The 17516-nt window shown below is 72.1% G+C and carries 11 protein-coding genes and 1 riboswitch; of the genes, 3 read left to right on the top strand and 8 right to left on the bottom strand.

Annotation, left to right across the window (positions count from 1 at the left end; all coding sequences use genetic code 11):
- Window positions 1–54: 54 nt before the first annotated feature.
- The 5 genes from MLV88_RS18615 to MLV88_RS24305 form a co-directional block, all read right to left on the bottom strand.
- Window positions 55–486: a GTP pyrophosphokinase gene (locus tag MLV88_RS18615; RefSeq protein WP_243338343.1), complete on the bottom strand. Its 432-nt coding sequence runs from the start codon at window positions 484–486 to the stop codon at window positions 55–57.
- A gap of 53 nt (window positions 487–539) precedes the next feature.
- The gene (locus MLV88_RS18610) at window positions 540–1073 is read right to left on the bottom strand and encodes a cyclin-dependent kinase inhibitor 3 family protein (RefSeq protein ID WP_243338342.1); all 534 of its coding nucleotides are present in this window, start codon (window positions 1071–1073) and stop codon (window positions 540–542) included.
- Between the two features lie 51 nt (window positions 1074–1124).
- Window positions 1125–1736 carry a tetratricopeptide repeat protein gene (locus MLV88_RS18605; protein ID WP_242352090.1) on the bottom strand — a complete coding sequence of 204 codons (612 nt, stop codon included), beginning with the start codon at window positions 1734–1736 and terminating at the stop codon, window positions 1125–1127.
- Window positions 1737–1804: 68 nt separating this feature from the next.
- Entirely contained in the window at window positions 1805–1978 is a 174-nt protein-coding gene (locus MLV88_RS18600) for a hypothetical protein (RefSeq protein WP_243338339.1), read from the bottom strand.
- A 238-nt stretch (window positions 1979–2216) separates the two neighbouring features.
- Window positions 2217–2308: riboswitch (SAM riboswitch) on the bottom strand.
- An 81-nt stretch (window positions 2309–2389) separates the two neighbouring features.
- Window positions 2390–10702, bottom strand: a complete 8313-nt coding sequence (locus MLV88_RS24305; RefSeq protein WP_279324335.1) for a GH36-type glycosyl hydrolase domain-containing protein — start codon at window positions 10700–10702, stop codon at window positions 2390–2392.
- Window positions 10703–11062: 360 nt separating this feature from the next.
- Here MLV88_RS24305 and MLV88_RS18585 point away from each other — a divergent pair, with 360 nt between their 5' ends.
- Window positions 11063–12505: a GAF domain-containing protein gene (locus tag MLV88_RS18585; RefSeq protein WP_243338338.1), complete on the top strand. Its 1443-nt coding sequence runs from the start codon at window positions 11063–11065 to the stop codon at window positions 12503–12505.
- 42 nt (window positions 12506–12547) lie between these two features.
- Here MLV88_RS18585 and MLV88_RS18580 read toward each other — a convergent pair whose 3' ends face one another.
- Window positions 12548–13660: an NAD(P)H-dependent flavin oxidoreductase gene (locus MLV88_RS18580; protein ID WP_243338337.1), complete on the bottom strand. Its 1113-nt coding sequence runs from the start codon at window positions 13658–13660 to the stop codon at window positions 12548–12550.
- A gap of 287 nt (window positions 13661–13947) precedes the next feature.
- Between MLV88_RS18580 and MLV88_RS18575 the strand changes: the two genes are divergently transcribed.
- Window positions 13948–14565 (top strand): TetR/AcrR family transcriptional regulator, encoded by a 618-nt coding sequence (locus MLV88_RS18575; RefSeq protein ID WP_242333301.1) that lies wholly within the window; start codon window positions 13948–13950, stop codon window positions 14563–14565.
- Between the two features lie 124 nt (window positions 14566–14689).
- On the opposite strand, the gene MLV88_RS18570 is transcribed toward MLV88_RS18575, so the two are convergent.
- Window positions 14690–15739: an AI-2E family transporter gene (locus MLV88_RS18570; RefSeq protein ID WP_243338336.1), complete on the bottom strand. Its 1050-nt coding sequence runs from the start codon at window positions 15737–15739 to the stop codon at window positions 14690–14692.
- Window positions 15740–16213: 474 nt separating this feature from the next.
- On the opposite strand from MLV88_RS18570, the gene MLV88_RS18565 reads away from it, so the two are divergent.
- Entirely contained in the window at window positions 16214–17131 is a 918-nt protein-coding gene (locus MLV88_RS18565; RefSeq protein ID WP_243338335.1) for a YihY/virulence factor BrkB family protein, read from the top strand.
- A gap of 67 nt (window positions 17132–17198) precedes the next feature.
- On the opposite strand, the gene MLV88_RS18560 is transcribed toward MLV88_RS18565, so the two are convergent.
- Complete coding sequence (locus tag MLV88_RS18560; protein ID WP_242359878.1) at window positions 17199–17507, bottom strand: hypothetical protein; 309 nt, start codon at window positions 17505–17507, stop codon at window positions 17199–17201.
- Window positions 17508–17516: the final 9 nt, after the last annotated feature.

The raw sequence follows: 17516 nt of genomic DNA, 5'->3' as shown, positions 1-17516 counted from the left end.
GACACGCTCGATCGCCGCCATCGTCAACGTGAGCCGCGTGTCGTGTGGTGCCTCCTACTTCCCGCCCGAAAGCCGCTTCCACGCAGCCAGGTACCGCGCCATCCGTTCCGCGTCCGCGTCTCCGAACGTCGCGAGCCTGCGAACGTCCATGTTGTCGAGGAGATCGGCGCGCTTCACCGTCGCGGCGAGCTCATCGAGGCAAACGCGCTCGATGAACGCGGCATAGTCCTCTCCGCGCTGCTTCGTGAGCGCGTCGAGCGCGGCTACCTCGCGCTCCGGGTACCCGCGCCGTCGCAGCTCGTACAGCGTGACGCCCGTGTCCTCGATCACGTCATGAAGCACGGCGACGCGCCGAGCCTCGTCGGTGGTCATCGCGAGCATGACGCGGAGCGGGTGGAGGATGTACGGGGCGCCGCCCTTGTCGACGGCGTTCCGGTGCTTCTCGGCCGCGAGCGCGACTGCGTCCGCGACGGTGGGGGTCTGCATGGCGGGTCTCTCCTGTGTGCGGGTCAAATCTCGGCTGCCGGCAATCCACGGGCTCATTCCGCGTCACCTCCGAACTCGCGGACGAAATGCTCCTGCGCGGCGTTCTCGATCGCGCGACCGCGGGCTGCGCGCACGACGGCGATGGCCTCCGCGGGAGGCGTGCCGCGCGCGACGAGGCAGGACGCAGCGATGGTCCCCGCCCGCCCGACGCCGCCCCAGCAGTGCACGACCACGTCCTGCCCCTGCTCGAGCGCGTGCAGGATGCGGCCCACGAGCCGGCGGGCAGAGGCGAGATCCGTGGGCGCCCACATGTCCGCGATGGGATAGTGAATCCACCTGAGCCGCTCCCGGCGCGCCTCGCCGTCGAGGTCGCCGAGCTCCGCGATCTCGAACCGCTCGAGCAGGGTCACGAGCACCTTCGCACCGTGCACCCGCGCGATCGCCTCCACGTCCTCGCGCAGCCGGACGTCGGAGTCGGGGTCTCGTCCCGCCACCCAGCGGCCGGGCGCGCGCGTCAGGCCGAGCCGGCCCGGAAGAGCGAGCGCGGAGGCGGGGAGGTAATCGACGCGAAGCGCGTACGGTTCCATGAGGTCTCCATTCTCCTCGAGAGTGGGGCGAGGCCCGAGCCGACGCATGGCTCAGGCCGACGCCGGACCGGGGATCGCGAACGCGGGCTCCTCCTGGAGCGCCGCCGCCTCGAGGCGCGCCTGCTCGGCGCCGGCCGCGTCCCCGGTCGCCTTGGCGACGGCGGCCTTCGCCTCCCACGCCTCGCGCGAGGCGGGGTGGAGCAGCGTGACGGCGTCGGCGAGCGCGCGCGCCTCGGCCGGCTTCCCGGTGGCGAGGTGGTAGCGCACCATCGCGAGGTGCGACGGCACGTCGACGGTCCCACCCCGCTGCAGCAGCGCGTAGAGCCGAGGCGTCGACGCATCGTCCGCGGCGCGCTCCAGGTCGGCGAGCGCCGCCTGGATGCGACCGGTGATCACCTCGAACGAGTGGCGGAACGGGGGCGCCAGCGGGTCCTTCCCGATGGCGATGCTGATCTGCTCGAAGGCCATCTCCATCTCTCCCGAGTAGTCGCAGGCCACCGCGAAGGCCCAGTGCAGGTGGGCGGAGTCGAGCCCCACCTTGCGGGCCTCGGCGAGGACCTCGCGGTACACGCTCACCGCCTCGTCCGCCCGCCGCTGCTCCACGAGGTCGTAGGCGCGGCGCATCTCTCCCAGCAGTCGGTCCGTCGTCTTCCTGGGGGGCATCTCGTCTCCTCCTGCGCCGTCGCGGCGTCGTCGGTTGCGGACCGGTCGATCCCGGGCCGGTGAACGCTTCAGGACTGCCGTGCCGGACGGGCGGGTGAAGCCGCCACGTGCCCGGGGCGCTCGTCGCGGACGAGGGCGGTCGCGCGCGCGAGCGCCGCCTGCGCGCCGTCGAGGTCGCCACGTCGAAAGCAATCGCAGGCGATGGCGAGGTGCGAGGCGACGCCGAGCGGATAGCAGATCATTGCGCAATCGTCTTTCCCGGGACGCACGGGTCCCGTCCCGCTGCCGGGCAGCGGGTTCGATGGTCTGGGCGAGGACAGGGGCGCCGGCAGGAACACCCTACACGGCGCACGGACAGGCCGAACCGGGCGCAGGCTGCCCGGGCGACCCGTACGGCCGACGTGGCATCGCTGCGCCCGTGGGGCGCCGCGACGATCACGCCGGGGGTTCGGTTACGTCGCTCTCTCGTGGGTCATGGGGCCTCCATCGCAGGCGGCATTGCCACATCCCCGGGATACCGGGAGCTGGCCGAGGGTCATCGGGCCGCCGCCCTCGCCTCGTCTTGATGGAATGACGTCGAACATCGGAGGCACGTATTTATACCATTCGTGGAGAAATGTCAATCTACCGACCAATCGTGCCCAATAGGGAGCTCACCGTTCATCCCGGTGTCCCGCCCTCCCGGGACGAGCTGCAGAGCCAGCCGCTTCCCGGCCGGTGAGGTCCGGCTGCCCGGCGACTCCCATCACGACCCGCACCTCGTGCGTCCCGCCATCGTCGACGAGCGGGATCGCCCGCGGATCGACCGCCACGCCGTCCAGCTCCGCGAGGGCGATCCCGCGGCACCGCCGCTCGAAGTTGTCGACCGTGATCTCGTACCGCGTCGGCCCGAGCCGCCAGGTGATCCCGTAGCCGGGCCAGGACGCCGGGATGCAGGGATCGAGCTCGAAGGTCTCGCCGAGCCTCCGGAGCCCGAGGATGCTCTCGAGCCCGGCGCGGTACATCCAGCCGGCGGATCCCGTGTACCAGGTCCACCCCGCGCGCCCCGCGTGCTCGGGGTGGGCGCTGACGTCGCCCGCGACGACGTAGGGCTCTCCCCGGTAGTGCGCGACGTCCGCGCCGGTGCGGGTGTGGTTCACCGGGTTCAGCATGTGGAACAGCTCCGCCGCCTCGTCGCCGCTCCCGAGCTTCGCGAGCGCCATCACGATCCACGCGGCGGCGTGCGTGTACTGGCCGCCGTTCTCGCGCACGCCGGGCGGATAGCCCTTGATGTAGCCGGGCTCCTGCCTCGACCGATCGAAAGGCGGCGTGAGCAGCACGACGACCTGGGCTCCTCGGCGCACCAGGTGCGTCCGGACCGAGTCCATCGCGCGGTCGGCGAGACGCGCCGGGGCGGCTCCGGAGAGCACCGCCCAGGACTGGGCGATCGAGTCGATCGAGCACTCGTCGTTCTGGGCCGAGCCGAGCGGTGAGCCGTCGTCGTAGTAACCGCGCCGGTACCACTCCCCGTCCCAGCTCCGCTCGAGCGCCCCGGCGAGCCGGGCCGCCTCGGCGCGGTACCGCCCCGCGCGATCGGCCTCGCCGCGCGCCGCGCAGAGCGGGGCGAAGTCCTCGAGGACCGCGTGAAGGAAGAAGCCGAGCCAGACGCTCTCGCCGCGCCCCTCCCTGCCCACGCGGTTCATCCCGTCGTTCCAGTCGCCGCTCCCCATGAGCGGCAGGCCGTGGACGCCCGAGGTGAGCCCGCGCTCGAGGGCGCGCACGCAGTGCTCGAAGAGCGAGGCGTCCTCTTCCGAGACGCGGGGCTGGGCGTAGGCGTCGTGAGCGCCCGGCGCGAGCGGCTCACCTTCGAGGAACGGGACGCGCTCGTCGAGCACGCCGGCGTCGCCCGTCGTGCGGACGTAGTGCGCCACCGCGTACGGCAGCCAGACGAGATCGTCCGAGCAACGGGTGCGCGTCCCGCGCCCGCTCGGCGGATGCCACCAGTGCTGCACGTCTCCCTCGCGGAACTGCCGCGCCGCGGCCCGGAGGAGGTGCTCGCGGACGAGCGCCGGCCGCGCCATCGCGAGCGCCATCGCGTCCTGGAGCTGATCCCTGAACCCGAACGCGCCGCCGGGCTGATGGTAGCCGGTCCGCGCCCACATCCGGCAGGAGAGGTCCTGCTGGAGGAGCCACCGGTTCATGAGGACGTCGAAGGAGTCGTCGGGCGTCCGGATCTGCACCGCACCGAGGGTGTCCTCCCACGTCCGCCTCACGGCGGCGAGCGCGGCGTCCGCGGCCTCGGCGCGGCCGTGGCGTCCGATGAGCTCCCGCACCTGCGCCACGTCTCTCCCCTCGCCGAGGAGGAACACGATGCGCCGGGTCTCGCCCGGCTCGAGCTCCATGGCGACGTGCAGCGCCGCGCAGGGATCGAGCCCCGCGCCGAAGCGAGCGGGGAGCTCCACGAGGCCGAGGGCGGCGGGGCGTGCCAGCGAGCCGTTCCGGCCGAGGAAGGCGGTGCGGTCGCCGGTCGCCGAGCGGAGCGCCTCGCTCGCGTGCGCGAACGCGATCCGGCCGGCGAACTCGTGGTTCCAGGCGTTCGTCGCGAGGACCGCGCCGGTCTGCGCGTCCTTCCGCGTGACGACGTGCTGGTTCTGACCGGCCTGCGGGGGGCCGAGGACCCACTCGCTGTACGCGAAGACGGAGAGGCGTCGCGGCGCGCCGCTCTCGTTCGTGAGCGTGAGGAGCGAGAGCTTCACCGGATCCGCGCCGTCCACGAACACGTCGAGGGCGTGGCGCACGCCGTTCGTCGCCCGCTCGAAGCGGGTCACCCCCGCCGCGTGGCGGATCACGAACCGGCCCGACGCGCCGGTGCGGGGCAGCGGCCCCGGCGTGGGCGACCACGCCTCGCCGCTCTCGTCGTCGCGGAGGAGGATGGCCTCGGAGGTCGGATCGCTCACCGGATCGTTGGCGAACGGCGTGAGCCGGTTCTCGCGGCTGTTCTCGGACCAGGAGAAGGACGACCCCGACGCCGTGACGACCGTCCCGAACACCGGGCTCGCGATGACGTTCGCCCAGGGGAGCGGCGTCTCCTCGGCCCCCTCGAGGACGATGACGTACTCCCGCCCGGCTTCGGCGAAGCCCCCCGTGCCGTTCCAGAGCGCGAGCGGCGGCACCTCGGGAGGCGCGCCGTGCTCGGGCGCCGAGCCGCGCCTCGCAGGCGGGGCGAGCGCGAGCGCTGCAGGCTCCGCCGGCGGGGGCGCGTGGCGCTCGAGCTGCTGCGCGAGCGATCCGGCTCCTCCCAGGAGGATCGCGCGGGCCACCGACGAGAGCAGGAGGCGTTCGGCCTCGCTCATCCGGTCTCCGCGCAGGAGGTACGCGCCGCCCGGCTTGTGCTTCCACGTCCGCCCGGGCCCCTCGTCGAGGAGCGCCGCGAGCCGCGCGTGCATCTCGTCGAGGTAGCTCACCGGGTGCTCGTTCAGGAGCACCACGTCCGCGCGGAGCCCCTTGAGGCGCCAGTACTCCTGGGCCTGGAGGACCTGGCGGACGAGGGGGAGATCCGCCTCCGAGACGATGCGCACGAGCAGGACCGGGAGGTCGCCAGAGACGCCGTGTCCCCAGAGCCCCTCCTGGCCGAGCTCGTTCCGGGCGAGGATCTCCGGCCCCGGCCGCAGCGACGCGTCGGCGTAGAGCACGCGCGAGGCGAGGCGCTCGAAGAGGAGGGCCTCCTCGCTCGAGATGCCGAGGTGGTGGAGCCTGCTGCGCGCGTGCGCGAACGCGAGCGCGAACGTGCGCGCTGCGGCGGTCGGGTCGTGGTAGCGCTGCGCCAGCGCGAGCGCCGTCTCCCGGCTCGTCGCCATTCCGGTCGCGAACGACAGCCTCACCACGCCGCCGGGCGCGAGCCGCACGCGCTGTCGCAGGCTCACGATGGGATCGAGCAGGATGCCGGTCGTGCCGGAGAGCGCGCGGCCGTCGAGCGCCTGCGGATCCTCCGGGTCGCGACCGCGGCCGAGGAAGCGTTCGCGGTCGCTCTCCCACTCCACCGGTCCCTGCGTCCGGCCCTCCTGGCCGATGACGTGCACCGCGAAGACCTCGGCGTCGTCCGGGGCGCGGCGCCGCCGCCGGCAGACGAGCGCGTTGCACTCCGGGACGTACTCCGACTCGACGAAGAGCTTGCCGAAGGCCGGGTGGGCGAGGTCGTCGGCGGTCGGCGCGAGGACGATCTCGGCGTAGCTCGTCACCTCGAGCTCGCGAGGGCGGTCGCCGAGGTTCGTCACCTCGAGCCGGCGTACCTCGACGTCGTCCTCGGGCGAGACCGCGACGTCGAGCCGGGTCGCGAGGTCGTCGTCCCTCCGCTGGAACGTCGCCTTGTCGATCGTGAACGTGACGACGTCGTCCCCGCCCTCCCGCGCGGTCGGCTGGTGCGTCGCGGACCACACCCGACCGCTCCGGACGTCGCGGAGGTAGAGGTACTGACCCCCGAGGTCGCGCGTCGCGTCCCGGCGCCAGCGCGTCACGGCGCGCTCGCCGCAGAAGCTCGCGCCGCCACCCGCGTTCGTGACGACGGCGGTGTAGCTGCCGTTCGAGAGGAACTGCGCGTGCGGGAACGTGGTGTCCGGCGAGCGGAAGCGGCGGGCGGCCGCCGGCGGCACCGGCGTGGCGACGCGCGCCGTCTCGTCCGGACGGGGCAGGATGACCGCCGCCTGGCGCGGCACGCGCTCCTGGAGGAGCAGCTCCGTCGCCTGCACGCGGCGATCGGCGTGGAAGCGCTCCACCATGCGGTTCCCCTGGAGCGCCCCCGCGATGGCCGCGAGCGTCATCCCCTGGTGGTGGGCGAGGTACGTCCGGACGATGGTGCCCGAAGGGCGGGCGCGCGCCGGGGCCGCGTCGGACTCCTCCGGATGCCGTGGCGTGTAGTCCACCGCGTCGAAGTAGCCGTACGCGCCGAGGAGGCCTTCGCGCTCGAGGCGGCGCAGGTTCTCCGCCGCCGCGGTGGGGTGGACGAGCGCGGCGAGCGCGGTCGCGTAGGGCGCGACCACGAGCTCGTCGGCGAGGCCCCGCTTCAGGCCGAGCCCCGGGACACCGAACGCCTTGTACTGATAGTTGCCGTGGTGATCGACGAGGTCGTAGGCGGACTCGGAGATCCCCCACGGTGCTCCGCGCGTCGCCGCGTAGTCCCGCTGCCGCCGCACCGCCATCCGGCAGCTCTCGTCGAGCAGGGTCTCCGGAAAGCTGCGCATGAGGAGCAGCGGCATCAGGTACTCGAACATCGTCGCGCTCCAGGACAGGAGCGTCGGGCTGCCGTGCACGCTCGTCACCGCGCGGCCCAGATGGAACCAGTGCTTCTCCGGCAGATCGCCCTTCGCGATCGCGATGAAGCTCGCGAGGCGGGCCTCCGAGGCGAGGAGATCGTAGTGGGCGGGATCGAGCCGCCCGGGCCCCTCCGCGTCCGCGGCGCGGTAGCCGATGGCGAGCAGGTTCCGGCGCGGGTCGTAGAGGAAGCCGAAGCTCATGCCGTCGGCGAAGGCCGCCGCGCGCTGCGCCAGGCTCTCCAGCCGCTGCAGCGGATCGCTCGGGCCCGCCTCGGCCGGCGCGGGGCCGCGCCCGAGCGCGCGCAGCCCCTCGGACACCGCGATGAGCGCGCCGGCGAGGTTGCCGCTGTCCACCGTCGAGACGTAGCGGGGCGGGAGCGGCGCGAGCGTCTTCGTGTCGTACCAGTTGAAGAGATGCCCCTCGAGCCGCTCCAGGCCCTCCATGGTCGTGAGGGTGGCGTCGATCCGCTCGATGAGCTCGCCGGTGGGGACGATGCCGAGGTCGTGCGCGGCGAGGGTGGAGAGGAGCCCCATGCCGATGTTCGTGGGCGAGGTGCGGTGCGCGATCCGCTCGGGCGCCTCCTGGAAGTTGTCCGCGGGCAGGTGGTGATCGCCCGGCCCCATGAACGCCTCGAAGTACTTCCAGGTCGTGCGCGCGACGCCGAGGAGGAAGCGCCGGTCCTCCTCGCCGAGCCCGAGGTCCCGCTCCCCGATCGGCTGCGAGAGCCGATGCGCGACGAGCGGCGCGACCGCCCACAGGAGGAGCAGCGGCGCGGCGGCGAGGAGCGCCCCCGGCCGCCACACCGCCACGAGGGCCGCGCTCGCGAGCGCGATCGCGGGGCTCGCCGCCATGGCGACGAGGAACGATCGTCTTCCGAGCCCGGTCCCCCGCGCGGCGCTCGCGGCGGCGGTCTCCCACTCGAGCAGGCCACGCCGCGTGATCGCGAGGCGGACCAGCGTGACGGCGATGGCGTGCACCATCTCGTAGGCCTGGTTCGCGAGGAAGGTGACCTGGAGCAGGACCCGCGCCGCCGTGGCCGCCCCGTCCTCGTACAGCCCGCGCACGAACGCCCGCATCGGCTGGTGCCGCCTCGGTCCGCCGAGGGCCTCGAGCGCGAGCGGGAAGAGCGGGAACGCGAGGGACGTCACGATGGCGGCGGTCCAGAGCACGGCGCTGCCCGGGAGCACGGTCCACGCGGCGAGGAAGAGGACGAGCGTCGCGGGCGCGAGCAGCGCACGCCGCAGGTTGTCGAAGATCTTCCAGCGCGCGATGAGCGGGAGGCGGTTCCGGGCGAGGCCCTGCGTCGTCCGCACGAACGGCAGGAGCCAGCCGAGGATCTGCCAGTCACCGCGCGTCCAGCGGTGCTGGCGGCGGGCGTGGGCGAGGACGCTCGAGGGGTAGTCGTCGACGACCTCGACGTCCGTCACGAGCCCGGTGCGGGCGTGGAGGCCCTCGAAGAGATCGTGAGAGAGGAGGGTGTTGTCCGGGACGCGCCCCGCGAGCGCCGCCGTGAAGGCGTCCACGTCGTAGAGCCCCTTGCCCGTGAAGCTGCCCTCGCCGAAGAGGTCCTGGTAGGTGTCAGAGACCGCGGTCGTGTACGGGTCCAGGCCGGTGTGGCCGGCGAAGATCCGGGCGAAGCGCGAGCCGGCCGCGCTCGACGTCGTGACGCTGACGCGCGGCTGCAGGATCCCGTAGCCCTCGGTGACGCGGCCGGAGCGGGGGTCGAGCACGGGGCGGTTGAGCGGGTGCGCGATGACGCCGACGAGCTTCTTCGCGCCGTCCCGGGGGAGGCGCGTGTCCGAATCGAGCGTGATGCAGTAGCGCACGCTGGGCAACACGCCGACGTCGCCGACCTGCACGTCGTAGCTCGTGTCGGTCATGCCGCGGAGGAGGCGGTTCAGCTCCTCGAGCTTTCCACGCTTCCGCTCCCAGCCCATCCACACGTCCTCTGCCGGGTTCCACTGGCGCGTGCGGTGGAAGAGGAAGAACCGATCGTTCTTCCCCTCGCCCAGCCGGGCGTTCAAAGCCTCGATCCCGCTCCGGGCGGCGGCGAGGATGGCGGCGTCCCCGGGCGCGTCGCGGCCCGCGGCGTCGGTGAAGTCCCCGAGGATCGCGAAGTGCACGCGGGGATCGAGGTTGCCGAGCGCGAGGACCTCGAGGTGCTCGAGCTGCCGCTCGACGCCCTCGACGCACGTGAGCAGCGTCGGGACGACCACGAGCGTGCGGGCGTCCTCGGGGATCCCCGCGGTGAGGTCCAGGCGGGGGAGCCGTCGGGGCGGAGCGAAGCGCGCGGCGAGGCGCTGGACGAGCGCGATGGCCACCTCGCTCGCGGGCAGGAGGAGGAGCAGCGCCACCCCGAGCTGCGCCCACGTCGAGCCGCCCGCGTGGCGCGCGTACGCGGCTCCCGCGAGGGCGAGCGCCGCCGTCGCGAGCGCGATGGCGCCGAGGTACGCCGCGGTCGCGTGCGCGAACGCGAGCCGCCGCAGGGACTTCCGCGGACCGGGCCGCCAGGCCACGTCGGCCTCGAGCTCGCGGCGTCCCTTCCCGATGAGGTGGTACCCGACGTGCGCGGCGCGCGCGCCGGGACCCTCGACCTCGGCGGCCTCCCGCGCGCTCTCGACCGCGCGCAGCGCGACGCGAACCTCGGCCTCCGCGGTGCCCCCGGCGAGCTCCTCGACCGCCTGCCGGTAGCGATCGCGGGAGAGGAACTCCATCCGCGCGTGGACGCCGGCGGGATCCCGCTGCAGCACCCGCTCCACCAGGCTGACGCTCTCGACGAACTCGGTCCAGTCGAGGGTGGAGCAGAGCCGCAGGCTCGTGATGACGTTCGCGACGGACACCTGGGCAACGGCCTCGCGCTGGTGCTCGCTCCGGATGGCCTCCTCCGCGGTCTGTCGGTCGAAGGCGAGGTGTGCGTCGAGATCGCCCCGGACGGCGGAGAGGCGCGGCCCGTACTCGCGCAGGCGCTGGAGGAGCTGCACGACGAACGCGGGGTGGAGGACGCGCGGCAGCGGCGGCGCGGAGCCCTTCCCCTCGGTCTCGAAGCGCGCCACGTACGCGTCCGCCAGGCGGCGGGCCGCGCGGGCGACGAGCGTCTCGTCCGCGAGCCGGCGAAGGTTCTCGACGAGCGCCAGCTTCAGCATGCTCGGCCAGGCCCAGAGCTCGCCGAGGGTGAGCGGCGCCACCGTCTGGAACGCGTCGAGCCAGCGCTGGAGCTGGGCGCGATCGAGGCGGCTGTCGCTGTGGCGGATGAGCTCGACGGCGAGCGCGTAGACGCGGGCGCTCCCTGCCTGCTCGCGGGCGGCGAGCTTGGGCAGCTCGCGGTAGTAGCGCCGCGGGAGGTTCTGCCGGACGTCGCGGATCTCGGACGCGACGAGGTGATAGTTGTCGAGGAGCCACTCGGCGGCGGGGGTCACGAACTCGGCGCGGCGCACGTCGCCGGCGAGTGAGCGGTAACCGTCCCGCAGGACCCGGACGTTGTCCTCGAAGCGCGGCAGGACGGTCCGCGCCGAACGGCCCGACGGATCCACCGTGAAGCGCGCGGCGAGCGAACGGGCGCGCTCGTCGAGGCGCTCGAGGCTGAGCAGCTCGTCGCGGAACGGAAGCAGGGGCGAGGCGAACGCGCCGCCGCGAGACCTGCGGAAAAAGGACGACTCGAACCTGGACGAACCGAACAACGCCCCTCCCGACCGGCAGCGGCGCGTCATCGGGACGATGCGGCGGGGCTGATGGCATCAGTCTAACGGGACGTTCGTCGCGGCGCCCCTGCGATATTCGCTCCAGCGCGGTTCGCCGAAGGCAGGCAAGCGCGGCGGGTTGCCTCGTTCGGCTCTCGCCGACGATCCCGGACATCACTGCGGCGCGCCACTGGCGGCAGAGCCGCGTCGCAGTGCGTGCGCCACGAGTCTCCAGAGCCCGTGCGCAGCAGAGACGACGAGAAGAGGCGGCAGCGCCGCGCGCCGACGCATATACATCCAGCAGCAGTCGCCCCTCACCCGCATCTCGCTCGCGCCGTGGCGGCTCCCGGGAGCCAGCACATGGCGACGACTCACGCTCAGCGCGATCGCGCGAGCTCGGCTGCGCACGTCGCCGAGGACGCCACGCTGAAGAACGGGGCGGTGCTCACCCCGGACGACCTCGCTCGGCTGCTCGACCTGTCTCGAGCGCTCGCCGTTGCCTGCGAGCACGCGGACATCGCCCTCATCGCGGCCGAACGAGCGGGCGCGCTCACCGGCGCGTCCGTCACGCAGGTCATGGAGCTGCGCGATGACGCCACGCTCGCGTTGGTCGCCGAGGCGACGGGAGCTGCGGCGACACGTCGCGACGAGGAAGAGGCCTCGGTCGGCTCGACGGGTCCAGAGCAGCATGCCGCCCGCGCCGGCGCGCCGCTCTGGATCAGCTCGCTGGCGGAAGCACCGCAGCACTACCCGGGCATCGCGTTCGACGCGCTCACCGGGGGACCCTTCGGCGCGTCGTGGGCATTCCTGCCTCTCGTCGCGGACGATGAGACGAACGGAGTCCTGACCCTCTCGTTCGACGCGGAGCAGGAGTTCGACCCCCACGCGCGCGCATTTCTTGGCGAGGTCGCGGCAGCATGCGGGAACGCGCTCGCGCGAGGAAGTCTCTTCACCCAGGAGCGCGCACGCGCGAACGCCTCGGAGAAGGCGCTCGCTGCGTGCGGGGTCCGGCAGCGCCGCAGCGACAAGCAGTTCGAGGATCGCACTCACCTGTACGAGCGGGAGCGCTTCGCGCGAGCGCGCGCCGAGGCGGAGGCGGTGATCGCGGTGCACGCGGCAGACGATCTCGAGCGCGTCCAGCCATTCACCACCGCGCTGTTCGGCGCGGAGACCGCGAAGGACGTCGTCGCTGCGCTCGTGGACTTCGGTCCTGACGCATTCGGCGCTCTCGGCGTGGAGTTGACGCGGCGAGAGGTCGCTGGCGGAGGCCGAGACGGAGCGGGGCCGCAGGGTGCCGAGGCGGAGGTGGCAAGCCTCGAGGAGCCGCTCTGGCTCGATCCGAAGGAGCTGGCCGTGCGCTTTCCGGAGACCTCCGCGGCGTTGCTCGCCCGCGGCGCCGGCGCCTGGCTGGGAGTCCCTGTTCCGGACGAGGACCGCGACCACGCGGTGCTCTCGATCGCGTTTCCGAAAGAGCGTGCGTTCACGCCAGGCGACCGCGCGCGCCTCCTCCTCCTCGCAACCGAGAGCGCGTCGGTGCTGGCGCGATGCGCCGCGCGCGAAGCCGCCGTGGCTCAGGCTGAGACCGCGAAGCCTGCCTGCGCGTTCGTGGTGCAGTACGAGGAGGACGGCGTCACGGGGCCGGTGACGCGCGTGCTGGGGGTCTTCTCCTCCGAGGCGACCGCGCGCGAGGCGTTGCGCGAGCTCGACCTCGCGCGTTCCCTCGTGTGTTACGCGTCGATCACCTCGTGGAGCCTCGACGTGACCCGTCCGTTGACCTCGGTCGAGATCGACCTGCCGGGGTGACGGCGCGCACGCATCGGCGGGGACCACCTGCCGCAGCGGAGCTCAATTTCCGGCGGCGAAGCAGGCGTCCCCAGCGCGGGCGCGCGACGTTGCGACGCCGCGCAGCTCGTCCATGAGCGCCTTCACCGGCACGACGCCCTCGACGCGATAGGCGTTGCTGCCGACGGTGTAGAGCGGCTCCTCGTCCTCGGGGTTGTAGCCCGCCGAGCTGAGCAGCCCGTTGCAGATGCAGAAGTAGTGATCGCCGTCTTCCTTTGCGAGGCAGCGATTGAACTTGCCGTCGCCGTCCTTGAGCAGCACGTACCCCTTGTTGCAGGCCGGCTTGCGCCTCCCCTCCAGCGTGGCGCGGAACATCGGCGACTGCTTCAGGACCCTGAACGGGAGGCCGCACGGCGACCCGGGATCGCGGGTCACCACGATGTCGTCCTGGGTCGCGTTCACGACCGCCTGCTTGTAGGCGTCGTCGGCGGTGCTCTCCTCCGTCGCGAGGAAGCGCGTCCCCATCTGCACCCCGTCGGCGCCTTGCCGGAGGATGCTGACGATGTCGTCGTGCGTGAAGATGCCGCCGGCGGCGATCACGGGGAAGTCACCGTGCCGGCGCGCCATGTCCTTCACGGGCGGGAGCAGTGCCTCGAGCGTATTCGAGGGCAGGCCGATCTCGTCGAACTTGAAGCCGAGGTGGCCGCCCGCCAGCGGGCCCTCGAGCACGACGGCGTCCGGGCGGTAGCCGAGCTTCTCCCACTTCTTGATGATGATCTCGAGGGCGCGAGCCGAGGAGACGATCGGGATGAGGGCGGTGTCGCGCGGCGCCTGGATGGCGGGCAGCGACGTCGGCAGACCGGCGCCGGAGATGATGGCGTCCGCGCCGGCGTCGATGGCGCCCCGGACCGAGTCCGCGAAGTCGCGCTGCAGGGCGACCATGATGTTGATGCCCGCGAGGCCGCCCTGGGACCTGGACGCGGCGATCTCCTCGCGGACCGCCTCGTACGTGCCGACCTTCCTGCCCAGCCGCTTCGAGACCACCCGATCGATGGCCGCGCTCGACACGACGCCGAGCCCGCCCTCGCGGGCGACCGCGCCGGCGAGGGGGTGAAGCGACACGCCGACGCCCATGCCCCCCTGCACGATGGGCACGTTGAGCTTCTTGCCCTTCACGAAGAGTGGCGGAAGGACGGGCCGGGATCCCGGGCGAGGCTTCGTCCCCGGGGTTGCGTCTTCGATTCGCATGTCCGCTCCGTGCTGGTGAGGCGAGTCGATGCCGCGGCGGCTCGGAGCGCCCGGCGCAGGCCGGAGCGCCGCGGCGCGTACGGGTTACTGTCCAGTAGGTTACCATACCGTAACAAGCGCAGCCGTCCGGCGCAAGGGGCACACCGATGCGAGGGTGCGAGCGTCCAGGTGCCCTTACGATTGAGTAGGTTACTTAGTGGTAATACGATCCTCCCATGTCTGAACGGGGTCGACGACTCACCGCGGCGGCCCGTCGCGCCCAGCTCATCGACGTGGGGCGCGCGGTGTTCGCGAAGCGCGGGTACGAGGCGACGTCGGTCGAGGAGATCGCGGAGCACGCGAAGATCTCCAAACCCATCATCTACGAGCACTTCGGTGGGAAGGAGGGGCTCTACGCGGTCGTGGTCGATCGCGAGATGGAGTACGTGGTGCGGCGGATCGCCGAGGCCATCGGGACGGGCTCGCCGCGCCAGCGCGTCGAGCGCTCGGCGCTGGCCTTCCTCACGTACGTGAGGGATCACCCCGACGGATTCGCCGTCCTGGCGCACGGTGCGCCCGCCGCCTCGGCGACGGGTGGCATGTCGAGCCTCCTCAACGACGTGGCGGAGCGCGTCGGCGACATCTTCACCGCGACGTTCAAGGACGCGGGGTACGACCCGAAGGCCGCGCCCATCTACGCGCACGCCCTCATCGGGATGGTGACGTCGGTCGGCCAGTGGTGGACCGAGACCCGCGAGCCCAGCGTCGACGAGGTCGCGAATCACCTCGCGGCGCTGGCGTGGATGGGCCTGCGTCACCTGCCCAAGAAGCCGACGCTCGCCGTGAGGACGTGAGTCGCGGTCGACGACTTCGTGGCCAACCGCGAGGTCGCGAGCCCGCTCCGCGGCGCTGCGCGCGAGCACGTCTTCCGAGAAGGCGCGCGAGCGCGAGGTGACGCCCTGATAGCGGCGACCTCCGTCAGGAGACGCGCCCTCTGCGACGGACCGTCACGAGCTCGGCGATGACGACCTGCGCTGCCGCGGCGAGCGGCACCGCGACCACGGCCCCCACCACGCCCATGAACTCCACCAGGAACAGGATGGCGAGGAGGGTCACGAGCGGGTTCACGTGCGCCGTGCGGCGGTAGATGAAGGGCGCGAGGACGTTCCCCTCCAGCTGTCCGTAGATCACGAAGTAGATCGCGGCCGCCAGCGCGGTCCATGCGCCGCCGGTGACGAGCGCGAAGAGCGTGATGACCGTTCCGACCACGAGCGGGCCCGCATACGGGACGAGGCTCGAGGTGCCGCTCAGGATGCCGAGTGGAAGGAAGAACGGCACCCGGGCGATGACGAGGAACGTCGTCGTGAGGACCGCGTTGATGGCGCAGATCCCGAGCAGGCCGCCGAGGTAGCCGCCCACCGAGCGGTAGACCTTCGCCGCCATGCGCTCGTAGCGCTCGCGATGAACGGGGGTCAGCTCCGCGAGGAGCGCCGTCACGAGATCGCGCCCGAACACCAGCATGAAGATGGCGAGGAAGAGGAAGGCGAGGAGCCCTCCGAACGCGGTGACCGCGCCGCCGATCGCGGCGAGGAGCGGGTTCACCGCGCCGACCGCGGCGGGGCCGGACTCGCGCAGCCGCTCCTGCAGGTGCAGTCCGGCGTCGAGGCGCAGGAACCAGGGGGTGTGCTGCAGCTTCTCCCACAGAGCTGGCAGCTCGGCGGCGAGCGCCCTCCCTTGATGCACCATCGGTGGAACCAGGAGGAACCCTAGCCCGACGAGGAGCGCCGTCACCACGACCATCACGGCGGCGATCGCCCAGCTCCGGCGCAGGCCCCGGCGCGCCAGCGCGTCGACCGCATGATCCATCGCGACCGCCGCCATCGCGCTGCCGAGGACGAGCGTCAGGGCGACCCGGGTCCTCATCAGGAAGAAGACGAGGCCGACCACCAAGACGACCCCGAAGCAGACGGTGAACACCGTCGTGAGGCTCACCTGGGACCGGGGGTGCTGCGGCTCGGCAGTCGCCATGGCGTGAACCCTGGGGCGAACCCTCTCACCGACGCGGGGGCCTCGCACCTCAGGTCCTCCGAGGTGCGCGGTCACTGCGTGTCATACGCCCTGAGCCTGCGCCGAGCGGAACGAACTTGCTCCTCTCAGCAGGGGCTGGAACCTGCGCCGCCCCGAACGTCGGACGCACGAACACGCTCTGCGATCGCCCCGACTCCGGCCGGGCAGACCGGCGGTCGCTCTCCTGAGCTGCCCGCTGCTTGCCGTTGCGTGCTGCGCCGGACCGTGAAGCCTCGTCCTCGGCCAGTCGCCTTCGGGCTCGATCTCGGTGAAGCCCCCGGCTCGCGGTAGTGATCGCGGCGGAACCGTGCCGAAACGCCGCAGTTGCGGTCCGTTTCGTCCTCGACCCGTCCTTCGCGTGGCCACCCGTCGCATGCCTGTGCAAGGAGTCGGGCCCGTGCTCATCCGAGTAGGAGACGACGGCGAGGTGAGGCCATGAGTCCGGTGGGTGACGCGTCGAGCTGGGTCACGCGGCTGCTGCGCTTCGCAGGGCGAACCCTGCGCGCGTTCTCGCGCAACCGCGGCATCCTGCTCGCCGGCGGGGTCGGCTACAACGCGCTGCTCTCGCTCGTGCCCTTCCTGACGCTGGTGGTGGCGGCGCTCTCGATCGTGTTCGACGAGGCTCGAATCATCGACATCCTGCGCCCGGAGCTCACGGCCCTCGTCCCTCAGCACGCGGACGCCGTCCTGCAGGCTGCGCGGACGTTCCTCGAGACCGAGGCGCCGACCCGCGCGCTCAGCGTGGTGAGCATGCTCTTCTTCAGCTCGATCGCGTTTCGAATGCTGGAGCAGGCAGTCGCCGCGATCTTCCACTCGTCGGGCCACGCCGCGCACCGGAGCATCTGGGTCTCGGCCCTGCTTCCCTATCTGTTCATGCTGGTGCTGATGGTCGCGCTCCTGGGCGTCACCGTGCTCACCGCCGCCGTCGACGCCCTCGGCGAGCACCACCTGCGGATGTTCGGCCTGCAGCGCCCGCTCGCGTCCGGGATCAAGCTGCTCCTGCGGGCGTCGGGGTTCCTGGGGCTGGTTGCCGTCTTCGCCGGCATATACCGCGTCCTGCCGGTGGTCAGGATCTCCGCTCGGCGCGCGTTCGTCGGAGGTCTGGCCGCGGCGGCGCTATGGCGGCTCACCGCGTTGTTCATGGTCTACTTCTTCACCAACCTCTCGATGGTGAACGTGCTCTACGGATCGCTCGCGACCGTCGTCGTCGTCCTGGTCTCACTCGAGATCGTCTTCGTCATCCTGCTCCTCGGCGCGCAGGTCATCGCCGAGCTCGAGGCCAGCTCCGCCGCGGGAGTGCGCTGGTACGAGAAGGCACGCGAGGAGACGGGGCGGGCCGGCGCCCGCCGCTGACGACGGCGACGCACCTCCTCGAGAGCCCGGTCATTGCGTCAGGGTGGCGTGGCTTTTCGGTGCAGACCTAGAAGCTGAAGAACTCGCCCGGTATCCCCTTCGCCTCGAGCAGCTCCCTGAGCCGGCTCACGGCGCAAGCGTCGTCTCGGTAGAGCCGCTCGAGCAACGCGAGGAGAAGGGCGTCCTTGTGCTCGTGGCGGACCTTCAGGAAATACTCGAGGTCGCCCCTCCCGAAGACCTCCCGGGGCGCCCGTCCGATGTCCTGCCCGGACAGGACCAGATCGCCCTTGTCATCGATAGCTGCGTCGACATTTATCGCGGTCGGTCCTTGAACACGCACTAGTTCGAGCTTCTTCGTGGAGTCGGGATCGTTCAACACCGTTGA

Origin of the sequence: Anaeromyxobacter soli (genome assembly GCF_022808855.1) — a bacterium.
Classification (GTDB): domain Bacteria; phylum Myxococcota; class Myxococcia; order Myxococcales; family Anaeromyxobacteraceae; genus Anaeromyxobacter; species Anaeromyxobacter soli.
Note: the sequence above shows the minus strand (reverse complement) of the source record. Positions and strands in the feature narration are given on the sequence as shown.